Source organism: Spirillospora sp. NPDC052269, assembly GCF_040679435.1.
Classification (GTDB): Bacteria; Actinomycetota; Actinomycetes; order Streptosporangiales; family Streptosporangiaceae; genus Spirillospora.
In genome coordinates this window covers 69,847-85,261 of record NZ_JBFAUU010000008.1, presented here as the reverse complement: position 1 = coordinate 85,261, position 15,415 = coordinate 69,847, and the positions used below count along the sequence as shown (strand labels likewise).

The following is a 15,415-nucleotide window of genomic DNA, read 5'->3' as shown; positions in this document are numbered from 1 at the left end:
CGCCTTCACAATGCGGGTGGTGTCGGAATTCCCTCGGGCGGATCTCCCCCCACATCACGGTCTCGCATTGGCTCGTGAACGACATGACACGAACACATGAGATCAATGAAGGGTGATCCGCACCTATGCCGGGGCACTATAAAAGGGCAAGTCGGGACGCCGGATCCACTGTTGAAAGTGGATCCGGTTTCGCTCTGACGCTCTTTTAGTCGCGAACTTCGCGGCGTTCCATATATGCGCGGGCGAGTTCCACGCGGGAGTTCACGCCGAGCTTGCTGTAGATGTGCATGACGTGTGTGCCGATCGTCGCGGGGGAGAGAAAGAGCTGTTCGGCGGCCCGGCGGTTGGTCGCCCCCTCGGCCACGAGTGACGCGACTCTTCGTTCGGCGGGGGTCAGCGCACCCCAGCCCTGTGTTGTTCGCGGTCGCCTGGTTCGTCGTCGCCGCCCGGCGCCGCCCAGCCTGCGCCGGACTCTTTCCGCCTCTTTTCGGGCGCCGGTTCTCACGTAGATGCTCTCGGCGTGGGCGAGGTGTTCGGCGGCTCTGTCACGACCGGTTTCCATGAACCGTTTTCCAGCGTCTTCCCGGGCGGAGGCGAGGGCGAGAGGGAATTCGATTCCCTCGAGGATTTCGACGGCCCGGAGGATCGGCTGGACGTCGTCGTCGAGCAGGCCGCGGGCGTGTGCGGCGACGGCTTCGAAGAGCGGGGTGCCGGGGTTGAGGACGGCCCTGCGTTCGGCCTCGGCCACCACGGCGGCGGCCTGGTCGGTCCGGCCGCCGCGCAGGGCCAGCCGGACGAGGGCGGGGTCGTCCGCCGGGTCGGCGGGCCATGCGGGCACGGTCCGCGGCCCGCAGGCCATGGCCTCGGCGAACCGGGGGCTGATGGGGTGCTGGGTGCCGGTCGACGCGTCGACGCGTCCGAGGACGGAGAGCGCGTCAAGGGCGGCCACGCCGTCCGCGCCGGATTCGCCGGTCAGCGCCAACGCGGCCTCGGCCTCCGCGCGCGCCTCGGCGAGCCGTCCGGCGGCGAGGAGCAGCCGGGAGCGGGCGGCGAGCCACAGGGCCAGCCCAGGGGCGTGGCCCGGACGGCGCGCTGCGGCGACGCCGTCGGCGGATTCCCGCAGTGCCTCGTCCAGCCGCCCGGTCATGCCGTGCAGCAGCGCCCGGCAGACGGCCGGGAAGTGGCGCGTGGACGAGTCCGGTGCGATGGCGACGGCTTCGGTGGCGAGACGTTCGGCTCCGGTGAAGTCCAGGCGGAAGGCTCGGATGAGGGAGCCGGCCGTCCGGGCCAACGCCAGAGCGGCCTGGTCCTCGGCCTGCACGGCGGCCTGCGTGGACGGCGCCAGCAGCCGTTCGGCGGCCGGAACGTCGCCCGTCAGCAACGCGGCGAGGCAGTGCAGGGCCATCAGCCGCGCGCGCAGCCCGTCAGGAATGCCGTCCAAGCCGGAACCGGCCCGGCTGTGCCGCAGCATCTCGTCGTACGGGCCCTGCATCGCCGCCATCGCCGCGCCCAGCCGGACCCGTGCCTCGACGGCTGCGGGCAGCGCGCCGTCCAGGACGGTTCCGGCCAGCCGCCGGGCCTCTTCGCCACGTCCGACGCGGGTGAGCAGCGGAAGGGCGTCCGCCACGGCCTCGGCGCGTTCCACCGAGCCGGGCGGGGCGAGGTCGACGGCCCTCCTGGCGAGGGGCAGGGCGGCGTCCGGTGAGGCCGGGGCGAGCTCGGTCAAGGCCCTGCGCAGCAGCACGGCGGCATCGCCATCGCCCGGTTCGGCGGTTTCGGCCAAGGCCAGGGCGACGTGGGCGACGGGCGTGCCCTGCGCCAGGCTCAGCTCGGCGGCCCGCTTGCGCAGTGTCCGCCGCAGCGTCGCGGGCACCGTCCCGCCGATCTCCTCGCGGACGACCGCGTTCCGGAACACGAGTGGATCGCCGACGACGACCACACCGGCCTCGATCGCTTCCTGCAGCGCCGCGACCACATCGGTGACGGGACGCCCGCTGAGGTCTGCGAGCCGTCCGGCCTCCAGCTCGTCGCCGAGCACCGACGCCGGCCGGAGCACCTCCCGGGTCCGCGGCGACAGCTCCCCAAGGTGCTCCAGCACCCACTCCTCGACCGCCATTCCCCCTCCGTCCGTTCCGGGCCGGACGCCTGTGACCGGCCCGAACTCACTGTGGCCGGGGTCGTGCCGCGGTCGCATCAGGGGATGCCCGGGTGCGGTCCCTAGGGACACCCGGGCGTCCCCAGTGGGCGTCCCCAGGGAGCGTCCCCAGCGGACGGCGTCGGCGAGGAAACCCGGGGCCCGGGACGGCGGCCCGGCGCCGGACGGCTCAGAGGAGCTGTTCCAGCTGGTTGCGCGAGGTGACACCGAGTTTCGCGAAGACCTTCCGCAGGTGGTACTCGACCGTGCGGGGGCTGACGTACAGGCGGGTGGCGATCTCCTTGTTGGTCAGCCCGGCGCGGGCCAGCCGGGCGATCTGCGCCTCCTGTGGCGTGAGGTCCTCGACGGCCTCCGCGGTCCGCCTGCGGACGGTCTCGCCGGTGGCCTGGAGCTCACGCGCAGCCCGGTCCGCGAACGCCGTCATGCCCATCCGGCCGAACGACGCGAACGCGGTCCGGAGGTGCTCCCGGGCCTGCGCGCGGCGGCGTTCGCGGCGGAGCCACTCGCCGTAGAGCAGGTGGGCGCGCGCGAGGTCCACCCCCATGCGGGTGCGGCCGAGCCGGTCGATCGCCTCCCGGTAGAGGCGGTCGGCCTCCTCGCCCTCGGACAGCAGTGCCCGGCAGCGGGCCTCCAGGCCGAGGCCCCAGTCCGCGCCGCCCGCGCGGGTCGAGTCGGTGAGCCGTTCCAGGGTCCGGGCGGCCAGCTCCGTCCGGCCGGTGCGGGCGGCGGCCTCGATGATCTCGAGGGGCGCCCAGTGGACGCCGCAGCCGTTCGGCGCGTGCGGGTCCACCCCGGCCAGGAGGGCGGCGTCGAGGGCCTCCTCGTACCGGCCGAGCCCGTTGTACAGGACGGACCGGACCCAGTGGCCGATCTCGACCGTCCGGCCCTCGCCGCGGACGGCCGCCTCCTTCTCGACGACCGCCGCGAGCCGCTCGGTCTCCGCCTCGTCGCCCCGCCACGCCGCGAGGCCGAGGTCCCCGCCCGTCCGGACCAGGGCGCCGGACGTCGTCCAGACGTCGGCGGCGACCGCGTTCGCCTTCGCCTCCTCGTTCAGCGTCGCGGCCTCCGCGAGATCGCCCTCGAACAGGCGCAGCATCGTCATCATGCTGAGGACCAGGGGCAGCAGCGCGAACGCGCCCGCGTCGCGGATGAGGTGGACGTAGCGCTCGGTCAGCTCGCGGCAGGCCCGCTCGTCCCACAGCGCCATCGTGCAGAGGTTGACGAGCCAGGTCCAGCGGAGCCGTTCCGCCGGGACGGTCCGCTCCCCCATGACGACCTCCACGGCGCGGCGCAGCGCCGGTTCGGCGGTCAGGGTGTCCCGCGTGTACATGAGGGAGAGGGCGTCCAGGACGAGGTCGGGGGTGCGGGGCGTCCCGAGCGGAGGCGGGGCCTTCCGTCCGGCGGCGGCGACCTCGGTGACGTCGTCCCATTCGGGCAGGACGCTGATCGCCACGAGCAGCGCCTGCAGGTAGGTGTCGCGGGCGAGTTCGGCGTCGAGCGGCTCGAGCCGCGCCGCGGCCTTCAGCAGAATGGCCGGGGCGGAGGTGCCGCGGTTGGAGGTCAGGGCGATCTCGGCGCGCAGGGAGTCGGATCTGGCGCGGCGCAGCTCGTCCGGCGGCCCGGCCTCGGCCGCCGCGAGCAGGGCCAGCGCGGACTCCGGCGCTCCCGCCAGGTGCCGGGCGCGGGCGGCGCCGAGGGCGCGCTCCGCCCGCAGCAGGCCGTCGGGGGTGAGCCGGGCGGCGCGTTCCAGGAAGGCCGCGGCGGCCGCCACGCCGCCGCGGGCCTGGGCGCGGTCCGCCGAGCGGACGAGTTCGGCGGCGATGGCCTCGTCGGGCCGGGCGGCGCCCTGGGCGCGGTGCCAGGCCCGCCGGTCCGGCTCGCCGCCCGGGTCGGTGGCGTCCGCCAGCGCCCGGTGGATCCGCCGCCGCTCCCCCAGGGCGGCCGCGTTGTACACCGCGGAGCGGACGAGCGGGTGCCGGAACCGCACCCGCTCACCGAAGTCGATCAGGTCACCGGCCCCGTGGGCCGCCGCGGCGTCGACGCCGAGGGCACGGGCGGCGCGGCGCAGCAGGGCCGGATCGCCCAGCGGGTCGGCGGCGGCGAGCAGCAGCATCGTCCGGGCGGCGGCGGGCAGCTCGTTCAGCCTTCGCTGGAAGCCGGCCTCGAGGCGGAGGGCCAGCGACCGTCCGGACCCGGCCGCGGGCGCGAACCCGCCGGAGGCGGCGGCGCGGGGCAGTTCGAGCAGGGCGAGCGGGTTCCCGCGCGACTCGGACAGGATCCGGTCGCGCACCTCCGCGTCCAGCGGCCCCGGGACGGCCCGGGCGAGGAGCGTCCGCGCGTCGGCGTCCCGGAGCCCGTGCACCTCCATCACGGGCAGGCCGGGCAGGACGTCCACCGCGTCGGCGGCACCGGCCTCGTCCGCTTCGTCCGCTTCACGGACGGCGAAGACGCAGGCCACGCCGTCGGCTACCAGGCGGCGGGCCACGAAGGCGAGGATCTGCGCCGAGGCGCGGTCGAGCCACTGGGCGTCGTCGACCACGCACACGAGCGGGCGCTCCTCGGCCGCGTGGGCCATGAGGTGGAGGACGGCGAGGCCGATGAGGAACGGGTCGGGAGGGGCGCCGGCGCGCGTCCCGAACGCCGTGCCGAGCGCGTCGCGCTGGGGCGCGGGCAGGTCGCCGAGCCGGTCCAGCAGCGGCACGCACAGCTGGTGGAGGGCCGCGAACGGCAGTTCCATCTCCGACTGGACGCCGGCGGCGGTGACAATGCGGCATCCGGTGGAGTGCGCGACCAGGTGCTCCAGCAGCGCCGACTTGCCGACACCCGCCTCTCCGCGCAGCACCAGGGCCCGGCTCCGCCCGTCCCGGACGTCCGCGACCAGCCCGTCGAGCGTCCGGCACTCGGCCGCCCGGCCCACCAGCGCCGTCATCCCCACCAGCGCCGTCATCCCCACCGCGCCTTCCGCATCACTCATCACCGGCGACTCCGGAACAGATCCATGTCCAACGCAATACCTCACCCGGACGGCCCGCTCGACAGGGCGAACGGCAGTGGACCAGGTCAGCCCCTCACGAAGGAACCGGAAATCATGTGTTCGCGCGATGAGCCCCGGCGCCCGGCACGGAACCCTCGGAACGTCCGAGGGAAACGCGGGAGCGAACGGCGGCGCGGAGGGGCGCGGACTGGTGAACGGCACAGGTGAGCGGCCCGGGATCGGGCATCCCGACGCCGCCTGGCGCCGTCTACTCCAGTTCGGCGAGCGCGGCCTTCAGCTCTGCCCGGCCCTTGATGCCGAGCTTGGTGAAGACCTTGCCCAGGTGGTACTCGGCGGTGCGGGCGCTGATGAACAGCCGCGCGCCGATGTCCCGGTTCGTGAATCCTTCGCGGGCGAGACGCGCGACGTTGACCTCCTGATCAGTGAGCCGCGCCGCCGATCCGCGCTTGCGCGCGCCGGTGGCCTCGCCGATCTCGCCCAGTTCCCGCGCGGCACGTCCGGCGAAGCTGTTCAGGCCGCAGGACCGGAGCACCTCGTGGGCGACGCGGAGGTGCTCGGCCGCCTCGGCGCGCCGTCCCCGGCGGCGCAGCTCCTCGCCGTACAGCAGGCGGCACCGCCCCACCATGATCGTGATCCGCTCGCGTTCGAACCGCGTGATCGCCTCGCGGTACAGCTCCTCGGCCTCGGCGCCGTCCCGGACCTGGGCCTTCGCCATCGCCAGGACGGCCAGCGCCCAGTTCGTCCCGACCGGCCGGGTCACTTCCGCGAGCTGCTCGAACGCCTGCTCGGCCAGGTCCTTCTCGCCGGTGTGCGAGGCCGCCTCGACGAGTTCGAGGAGCGCGCGCATCGCGTGGTTCAGCTCGCGGGTGTACGGCAGCTCGCGGCGCGCGCACGCGACGGCCTCGGCGAAGCGTCCGAGGCCGTTGTAGAGGATGGCCTCGCCGAAGTTGATCGCGCTCAGCCCGTAGCCCTCGCCGCGCGCCTGCGCGTCCGGGCGGATCCGCGCGGCCCAGCGCTCCGCCGTCTCGGCCTGCCCCCGGTACGCGGCGAGGAACATCCGCCCGTACTGCGGGAGCGGGTTGCCGGTGACGTCCTTGATGGCGTCGATCTCGTCGCAGGACGCCTCGGCCGCGTCCAGCTCGCCGTCGACGGTCTGGGCGACCATCAGCAGGCTCAGCGCGATCGGCAGGACGGTCACGACGCCGCCCGCGCGGGCGAGCTCGACCTGCCGGTCGGCGAGCGCGCGCAGCCCGCGGGCGTCCCAGAGGTCCTGCGCGGCGCGGGAGGCGAACCACATCCAGTGCAGCTCGCGGGCGTCGGGGGTCTGGTCGAGGAAGGCGCGCTGCGCCCTGCGCAGGGTGTCGAGCGCGGCCTCCTGCCCCTTGGCGGCCAGCAGCGCCTGCCCACGCAGGATCAGGTCACGTGCACGGTCGGAGCCCCGCGCGCTGTCCTCGGTGCCGTCGGTCGCGGCCAGGATCGCGTTCGCGACGGTGGTCAGCTGCTCGGCGTCGCCGAGGCGTCCGCCGTAGATCGCGGCGGCCAGCGCCTCGATGTAGGTGTCGCGGGCGAGGACCGGATCGAGCCCTTCGAGGCCCTGCGCCGCGGCCAGCAGGGCCGGTGCTCCGCTGCTGTCGCGCCGCAGCGCGTACTCGGCGCGGGCGCGCAGCCGCGTGACCAGTGCCTTCTGCAACGGTGTGAGGTGATGGCCGGCGGTGGCGTCGAGCAGCCGCAGGGCCGCCGGGGGCGCGCCCGCGTCGTGTTTGGCCTCGGCGGCGGCGATCAGCCTGCGGACGCGGCAGGCGGACGCGGGCGTCAGTTCCGCCGCCCGTTCCAGGAAGGCGCCCGCGGCGGCCGCGCCGCCACGGGTCCGTGCGCGCTCGGCGGACCGTTCCAGGGCGGCGGCGACCTCCTCGTCCGGACGCAGCGTCGCGTTCGCCCGATGCCACGCCCAGCGGTCCGGGTCCTGATCGACGCCGGTGGCGTCGGCCAGCGCGGCATGGACGCGACGCCGGTCGTCCGGCGAAGCCGCCCGGTAGACCGCCGACCGGACGAGCGGATGCCGGAAACCGACACGCGTGCCGACAGTGAGCGCGTCAGCGTCCTCGGCGGCGTCGAAATCCTCCGCGCCCAGACCCAACGCGGCACTCGCCCGCCACAGCAGCGCGGCGTCACCGGTCGGCTCCGCCGCCGCGAGCAGCAGGAGAAGGCGCGTCGACTCGGGCAGCGACTCCAGCTGCGCGACCAGGCTCTGCTCGATGCGATTCTCCAGGGGCATCGAGCCGGTGAGAGAGAACCCTCCCGCGATCTCGGCCGGACTCAGCGCCCGAGGCAGCTCCCGCAGGGCCAGCGGATTGCCCCGCGACTCCGCGATCAGCTGGTCCCGGACCCGCCGGTCGAGCCCGCCGGGGGCCGACAGGCGCAGCAGTTCGAGCGCGTCATCCCGGCCCAGACCCTCGACGACCAGCCGGGGCAGCCCGGCGAACACCTCGCCGACCGTCCGCATGCCCAGGACGATCGCGATCCCCTCGGCATCCAAGCGCCTGGCCGCGAACGCCACGGCCCGCGCGGACGCCTCGTCCAGCCACTGCGCGTCATCGACCACGCACAGCAGCGCCCGGCCGTCCGCGGCCTCCGTGAGCAGGCCCAGCACCGCGAGCCCGACCAGGAACAGGCTCGGCGCCGGGGCCTCGCGCAGGCCGAACGCGGCCTCGATCGCCTCCCGCTGCGGTGCGGGCAGGCTCTCGGCCGAACCCATCATGTGGCCGCAGAGCTGCTGGAGGCCCGCGTACGCCAGCTCCATCTCGGACTCGGACGCCACGATGCGCTCGATCCGGAGGCCCGCCCCGGCGCGCGACCGCGCCACCATCCGGTCCAGGAGGGCGGTCTTGCCGATGCCGGCCGCGCCGGAGAGGACCAGCGCGCCGCTCCGGCCCTCCCGGGCCCGGTCGACCAGCGCGTGCAGTTCGGCCGACTCGGCGTGTCGTCCGCGAAGAGGCACGGTCTCGGCCACGGTGTCACCTTCGCAGAAGCAGTCCTCGCATAATGCCTGGTGAGTGGAACTCTAGCCGGAGATGCCGGCGGAACAGGAGGGATGACCTCGCGGTCTTCGCCCTGGGCGGGAGGGAGCGGCCGTGGTCCGGCGGCCGCCTAGTCGAGCTCGGCGAGCGCGGCCTTCAGCTCGGCCCGGCCCTTGATGCCGAGCTTGGTGAAGACCTTGCCCAGGTGGTACTCGGCGGTGCGGGCGCTGACGAACAGCCGCGCGCCGATGTCCCGGTTCGTGAGGCCCTGGCCGGCGAGGCGCGCCACGTTCAGCTCCTGGTCGGTGAGCCGCGCCGCCGGGGCCTGCGTGCGGGCGCGCGGACGCTCGCCGACGGCGCTCAGCCCGCGGGCGGCACGGTCGGCGAAGCCGGTCAGGCCCATCGTCGTCATGAGCTCGTGCGCCGCGCGGAGCTGCACGCGGGCTTCGGCGTTCCGGCGGCGCCGCCGCAGCGCCTCGCCGTAGAGCAGGCGGGAGCGCCCGACCATGATCAGGATGTGCTCCTCCTCGAAGCGCTCGATCGCCTTCCGGTACAGCGCGTCGAGGTCGGCGTCGTCGTCCCCGTCCCGCACCTGGGCCTCGGCCAGCGCGAGCATGGCCAGCGCCCATGGCGTCCCGACCGGGCGGGTGACGCTCGCGAACTGCTCGTACGCCTGCTCGGCCAGGTCCCTCTCACCGGCGCCCGTGGCCGCCTCGACGACCTCCAGCAGCGTGCGCATCGCGTGGTTCAACTCGTGGGTGTAGGGCATCTCGCCGCGGGCGGACTCGAGCGCCTCGGCGTGGCGTCCGAGGCTGTTGTAGCAGACCGCCTCGGAGAAGTTGGCCGCGCTCAGCCCGTAGCCCTCGCCGCGCGCCCGGGTGTCGGCCCGGATCCGCCGCGCCAGGCGTTCGGTCTCCTCGGCCTGCCCGCGGAAGGCGGCGAGGAACATCCGCCCGTAGACGGGCAGGGGGTTGCCGGTGACCTCCTTGATGGCGTCGATCTCGTCGCAGGACGCCTCGGCGCCGGCCAGGTCCCCGGCGGTCATCTGCCCGGTGACCAGCAGGCTCAGCGCGATCGGCAGGACGGTCACGACGCCGTCGGCGCGGGCGAGGTCGACCTGCCTGCGGGCGAGCGCGCGAAGCGCGCCGATGTCCCACAGGTCCTGCGCGGCGCGGGAGGCGAACCACACCCAGTGCAGTTCGAGGGAGTCGGGGGCCTGCTCCAGGAAGGCGCGCTGCGCCCTGCGCAGGGTGTCGAGCGCCGCCTCCTGTCCCTTGACGGCCAGCAGCGCCTGCCCGCGCAGGATCAGGTCGCGGGCGCGGTCTGACTCCTCGGCGCCGTCGGTCGCGTCCAAGATCGCGTTGGCGACGGCCGCGACCTGCTCGGCGTCTCCCAGCCGTCCGCCGAACAGCGACGCGGCCAGTGCCTCGATGTAGGCGTCGCGGGCCAGCACCGGGTCGAGTCCTTCGAGGCCCTGGGCCGCGGCGAGCAGGAGCCGCACGCTGTCGTTGTCCCGGCGCAGCGCGTAGCCGGAGCGGGCGCGCAACCGGGTGACGAGCGCCTCCTGCAGCGGCGTGAGCGGGAGATCGCGGGTGATGTCGAGCAGGCGCAGGGCGATGGAGGGGGCGCCCGCGTCGTGTTTGGCCTCGGCGGCGGCGATCAGCCGCTCCGCTCGCCGGACGGGCGCGGGCGTCAGCTCGGCCGCCCGTTCCAGGAACGCTCCCGCGGCCGCGGCTCCCCCGCGCCGCCGGGCGCGCTCGGCGGAGCGTTCCAGGGCGGCGGCGACCTCCTCGTCCGGACGGAGTGTCGCGTTCGCCCGGTGCCACGCCCGGCGGTCCGGGTCGTGGTCGACGCCGGTGGCGTCGGCCAGCGCGGCATGGACGCGGCGCCGATCGTCCGCGGAGGCGGCCCGGTAGACCGCCGACCGAACGAGCGGATGCCGGAAACCGACACGCGTGCCGACGGTGAGCGCGTCGGCGTCCTCGGCGGCGTCGAAGTCCTCCGGGCCCAGCCCCAGGGCGGCGCTCGCCCGCCACACCAGTCCGGGGTCGCCGGTCGGTTCCGCGGCGGCCAGCAGCAGGAGAAGGCGCGCGGACTCGGGCAGCGACTCCAGCTGCGCGACCAGGCTCTGCTCGATACGGCTTTCCAGAGGCATCGAGCCGGTGAGGGCGAATCCCCCGGCGATCTCGGCGGGGCTCAGCGCCCGGGGCAGTTCCCGCAGGGCCAGGGGGTTGCCGCGCGACTCCGCGATCAGCTGGTCGCGGACGCGCTGGTCCAGGCGTCCGGGGGCCGAGAGGCGCAGCAGTTCGAGGGCGTCCTGGTTTCCGAGCCCTTCCACGGCCAGCCGGGGCAGCCCGGCGAACACCTCGCCGACCGTCCGCATGCCCAGGACGATCGCGATCCCCTCGGCGTCCAGGCGCCGAGCGGCGAACGCCACCGCCCGCGCGGACGCCTCGTCCAGCCACTGCGCGTCATCGACCACGCACAGCAGCGCCCGGTCGCCCGCGGCCTCCGTGAGCAGGCCCAGCAGCGCCAGCCCGACCAGGAACGGACTCGGCGCCGAAGCCTCCCGCAGGCCGAACGCCGCCTCGATCGCCTCCCGCTGCGGCGCCGGGAGGCTGCCGGTCGAATCCATCAGCGGCCAGCAAAGCTGTTGGAGCCCGGCGTACGCCAACTCCATCTCGGACTCGGACGCGACGATCTGCTCGACCCGCACGTCCGCCCCGGCCTGCGCCCCCGCCCCCGCCCCCGCCTGGGCCTGCGCCTGCGCGACCATGCGGTCCAGCAGGACGGTCTTCCCGATCCCGGCCTCGCCGGAGACGATCAGGACGCCGCTCCGGCCCTCGCGGGCGCGATCGACCAGCGCGTCCAGCTCCGCCAGTTCCCGCGTTCGTCCGCGAAGGGGTGCGCCGTCGATCAAGATGTCCCCTTATTCGGATCTGCCCGTCATGCCCGATGCTCGTGTCAGCGGAACACTAGCGGCAGATCCGAGGGGAACGACCTGGTCACCGGGCTTCGCGGGCGAGGAGGAGTCGTGCCAGGTCCACGCGGGAGTTGATGTCCCATTTTGTGAAGATGCTCCGCACGTGGGTGTTGATCGTGTGGCGGGACACGAACAGCTGCTCGGCGATCTGCCGGTTGGTCGCCCCCTGTGCGACCAGCCGGGCCACCTTGAGCTCCGCCGCCGTCAGACCCCAGCGACCGTCCTCCGAGGCCTCCCCGGACCGGCTCGTCCGGCGGACGCCGAGCAGGCGCAGCCGCCTCCGCACGCGGGCCGCGTCCCGCGCCGCGCCCGCCTCCTCGTACAGGTCGAGGGCGGTGTCCAGGACGTCGCGGGCGGCGGGGTCACCGGACGCGCCGAGCACACGGCCCGCGCCCTCGGCGGCCGAGGCCCGCAGCAGGGGGCGTTCGGTGTCCTCAAAGAGCTTGGCGGCATGGAGGAGCAGGTCGGGGTCGTCCTCGACGATTCCGCGCGCGTGGGCGGCGACGCCTCGCAGGACGGCGCATCCGGGGTCGAGACCGGCGGCGCGGGCCGCCGCGGCGGTCGCGAGGCCGGGGAGCCCGGCGCGCTCGGCGAGGCGCACGAGGACGACGAGGTCGGCGGGATCGGGCAGGGCTCCCGGCATGACGTCCAGGCCGTCCGGCCAGGCGAGCTTGATCATCTCGGCGGCGCGGGCGGTGTCGCCCAGGGCGTCGGACGCCAGGGCGGCGAGCCACGCCCCGGTGCGCCGCACCACGGGTGTCCCGGTGCGCGTCATCCTCATGCCGTCCGCCAGGCTGCGGGTGATCCCGTCCCGCTCCCCCATGTGGACGGCCACCCTGCCGAGCGCGAACCGCGCCGTCACATCGGCGAAGTCGCCCGTCCCGAGGACACCAGCTGAGGTCAGAACGGCGTCGGCCTCGGCGCGTGCGGCGGCGAGCCGTCCCGTGTCGAGCAGGATCCGCGCCCGAGTCATCGACCACGCGAGGGCCGTGACCGCGTGCCCGGTCTCCCGAGCCGTCCGGACGCCCTCGTCAGCCTCCTGAAGCGCCACGCCGAGCCGCCCGGACGCGGCGAGGACGAACGCCCGCCCGCACACCTCCGGCCCCCACGGACGCCGGGACACCCCCAGGTCGGCCGCACGCGCGTCGGCCCGTTCGTGCAGGTCGAAGGCATGCTCGAGATTCAGCCGGGAGAGCTCGACCATCGCCAGCGCGGTGAGCGCGGCCGCCCCGGCCTCGGCGTCCGGGCCGTTCGCAGGCCGGCCGGCGGCGACGGCCTCGGCGGTCTCCCCCGCCTGCGCAAGGTGGAGCGCCTGAGCCGCCGTGAGGCGATCACGCGACACCTCGGACAGATCGGCCAGGGACAGTCCGATCCGGCTCTGCCGAACGGCCTCGGCAAAGGACCTGTGGCCCACGAGACGAGCCACCCGCGCCCGCAGCCCCGCCTCGACTCCGGGCGCGAGTGACCCCTTGAGCGTGGTGTCGGCCAGGCCCTTGGCCTCGGCATACTCGCCCGTCCGGCCCAGGGACTCCACGATCTCGCCGACGATCTCGGCGGTGTGCGGCCCGGGTGGACCCGCGACCCTCAACGCCGCGCGGCTCCACGCCAGCGCCTCCGAGGGCGCCGTGTCGGCCCGGCCTTCCGCCGCCTCACGCAGCAACCCCACGGCCCGGTGGTCACCGGGCAGCGCGGTCTCGGCGAGGTCGGCGGCCACGTCCCTCGCGCTCGCGCCCTGAGCCAGGCGGACGTCCACCATCCGGCGCCGCAGGCTGCGCCGCACCGCCACGGGCAGGCTCTCGGAGAACGCCTGCCGGACGGGGTCGTGGCGGAAGTCCACCAGGCCGTCCGCCACGACCAAGATCCCGGCGTCGACCGCCTCGTCGACCAGCGCTCCGACGCCGTCCGGCCCGATCCCGGTGAGACCGTCCAGCTCCTGCGTGGTGAAGGGCCGTCCGAGCACCGAGGCGACCTGCAGGCCCAGCCGTGTGGCCGGCGACAGGGGTTTCGTCGGCACCCCCGTTCCAGCCGCGCGCCCCCGCGCTCTCCACTCCACGCGCGTCTCCTCGACTTTCATCGCCCCTCCCCGGTGTGCGGCGAACGCCTGTCGCCGACACACCCCACCGTCGCCGGAACCGGGCCCCGGTCGCATCAGGGATGAGCCCAGCCCGGGGCCCTAGGGAACCGCCACGGGGCTCCGTCCAGGGGGTGAGCCAGGGGCGCATCCTGGTCCCCCGGGGCGCCGGGTCCGGCGAAAGTGGTCGACATCGGCCGAGACACCGATCGAAGGACCGACGGCGCACGCCTGGGGGGCGTTCCCGCGAGCCGGTCGTCGAACCGAATCGACGACCGGCTCGACGACCGGCACGCGGGAACCGGAGGCGCCGGGTCCGAGGGGGAGACCGTCTCGGCCGACCGCGTGCCCTCGCCGCGAGGGGGCGGCGAGGGCACGCGACCACCTCCCCTGACGAACCAGCGGACGGGGAGGCCGGAGTTGAGCGTCCTGTGACACGAGGAGAGCAGAGCATGAACGGTTCCGAGCGGCGGCTGGCGACGCCGGTCCTGGTGATCGGCACCGGCGGGGCCGGGCTGCGGGCGGCGATCGAGCTCGCCGAGCGGGGCGTGGGGGTGGTGGCGGTCGGCAAGCGTCCGAGGGCCGACGCCCACACGACGCTCGCCGCCGGGGGCGTCAACGCGGCCCTGGGGACGATGGACCCGCGGGACTCGTGGCGGCAGCACGCCGCCGACACCCTCCAGGAGAGCTACCTGCTGGCCGACCCGCGGACGGTCCGGATCGTGACCGAGAACGCCGCGCGCGGCATCGAGGACCTCGTCCGGTACGGGATGCCGTTCGCGCGCGAGGCGGACGGCCGGATCTCCCAGCGGTTCTTCGGCGCCCACACGTGGCGGCGCACCGCGTTCAGCGGCGACTACACCGGCCTGGAGATCCAGCGGGCCCTGGTTCGGCGGGCGGACGAGCTGGACGTCCCGATCCTGGACACCGTCTACATCACCCGGCTGCTGGTGCGCGACAACGTGGTGTTCGGCGCGTACGGGTTCGACCTGGTGGACGGCGAGCGCTACGTCATCCACGCGGACGCGGTGATCCTCGCGACCGGCGGGCACACCCGGATCTGGCGGCGCACCTCGTCCCGCCGGGACGAGAACACGGGCGACTCGTTCCGGCTGGCGGTCCTCGCCGGGGCGCGGATCCGCGACCCCGAGCTGGTGCAGTTCCATCCGTCGGGCCTGCTGGCGCCGGAGGACGCCACGGGGACGCTGGTGTCGGAGGCGGCGCGCGGCGAGGGCGGGGTCCTGCTGAACGGCCTGGGCGAGCGGTTCATGGAGCGCTACGACCCCGAGCGGATGGAGCTGTCCACCCGCGACCGGGTGGCGCTGGCGTCCTTCACCGAGATCAGGCAGGGGCGCGGCACCCCGAACGGCGGGGTGTGGCTGGACGTGTCGCACCTCCCCCGCGAGACGATCATGGAGCGGCTGCCGCGCGTCCACCAGACGCTGCTGGAGCTGCAGATGCTCGACATCACCAGGGAGCCGATGGAGGTCGCCCCGACCGCGCACTACTCGATGGGCGGGGTGTGGGTGCGGCCCGAGGACCACGGCACCGACGTCGAGGGGCTGTACGCGATCGGCGAGGCCGCCAGCGGGCTGCACGGCGCGAACCGGCTGGGCGGCAACTCCCTCATCGAGCTGCTGGTGTACGGCCGCATCGTGGGCGGGGAAGCCGCCGAACACTCGTCCGGGCTGCGGTACCAGCGACGGTCCGAGGACGCGCTCGACGCGGCCCGCCGCGAGGTGGACGGGCTCCTGGCCTGCGACGGCCCGGAGAACGTGCGGGCCCTGCAGCGCGCGGTCCGCGACATCATGACCGAGCACTGCGGCGTCGTCCGCGACGAGGCGGGCCTGCGCACCGGCCTGGCCGAGCTGGACGCCGTCGAGGCGCGGATCGGGGACATCGGCGTCCATCCCGACAACGCCGGTTTCCAGGACCTGGTGCACGCCTTCGACCTGAAGTCCACCGTCCTGGCCGCCCGCGCGACCCTGGACGCGGCGCTGGAGCGGCGCGAGACGCGCGGCTGCCACAACCGCTCGGACCATCCCGACCTCGACCCGTCGCTGCGGGTCAACATGGTGTGGTCCGGGCCCGGGCAGGTCACGCGCGAGCCGATACCGCCGGTTCCCGCGGAGATCGCCTCGCTCATGCGGGAGGTCTCGTCCGCCGGAAAGCTCGTGGAGTAGCGGTCCGGCGA

6 protein-coding genes are annotated in these 15,415 nt (G+C 74.8%); 1 reads left to right on the top strand and 5 read right to left on the bottom strand.

Annotated elements, in window-relative coordinates:
• Window positions 1–205: 205 nt before the first annotated feature.
• The 5 genes from AB0L06_RS18630 to AB0L06_RS18610 all read right to left on the bottom strand — a co-directional run bounded on the left by AB0L06_RS18630 (window position 206) and on the right by AB0L06_RS18610 (window position 13,164).
• Entirely contained in the window at window positions 206–2,116 is a 1,911-nt protein-coding gene (locus AB0L06_RS18630; protein ID WP_500232258.1) for a LuxR C-terminal-related transcriptional regulator, read from the bottom strand.
• Window positions 2,117–2,324: 208 nt separating this feature from the next.
• Window positions 2,325–5,129 (bottom strand): helix-turn-helix transcriptional regulator, encoded by a 2,805-nt coding sequence (locus AB0L06_RS18625; RefSeq protein ID WP_500232257.1) that lies wholly within the window; start codon window positions 5,127–5,129, stop codon window positions 2,325–2,327.
• Between the two features lie 268 nt (window positions 5,130–5,397).
• Window positions 5,398–8,160: a helix-turn-helix transcriptional regulator gene (locus AB0L06_RS18620; RefSeq protein ID WP_500232256.1), complete on the bottom strand. Its 2,763-nt coding sequence runs from the start codon at window positions 8,158–8,160 to the stop codon at window positions 5,398–5,400.
• A gap of 137 nt (window positions 8,161–8,297) precedes the next feature.
• Complete coding sequence (locus AB0L06_RS18615) at window positions 8,298–11,087, bottom strand: AAA family ATPase (RefSeq protein WP_500232255.1); 2,790 nt, start codon at window positions 11,085–11,087, stop codon at window positions 8,298–8,300.
• 85 nt (window positions 11,088–11,172) lie between these two features.
• The gene (locus tag AB0L06_RS18610; RefSeq protein ID WP_500232254.1) at window positions 11,173–13,164 is read right to left on the bottom strand and encodes a LuxR C-terminal-related transcriptional regulator; all 1,992 of its coding nucleotides are present in this window, start codon (window positions 13,162–13,164) and stop codon (window positions 11,173–11,175) included.
• A 509-nt stretch (window positions 13,165–13,673) separates the two neighbouring features.
• Between AB0L06_RS18610 and AB0L06_RS18605 the strand changes: the two genes are divergently transcribed.
• The gene (locus AB0L06_RS18605) at window positions 13,674–15,404 is read left to right on the top strand and encodes an L-aspartate oxidase (protein WP_500232253.1); all 1,731 of its coding nucleotides are present in this window, start codon (window positions 13,674–13,676) and stop codon (window positions 15,402–15,404) included.
• The last annotated feature ends 11 nt before the right edge of the window (window positions 15,405–15,415 follow it).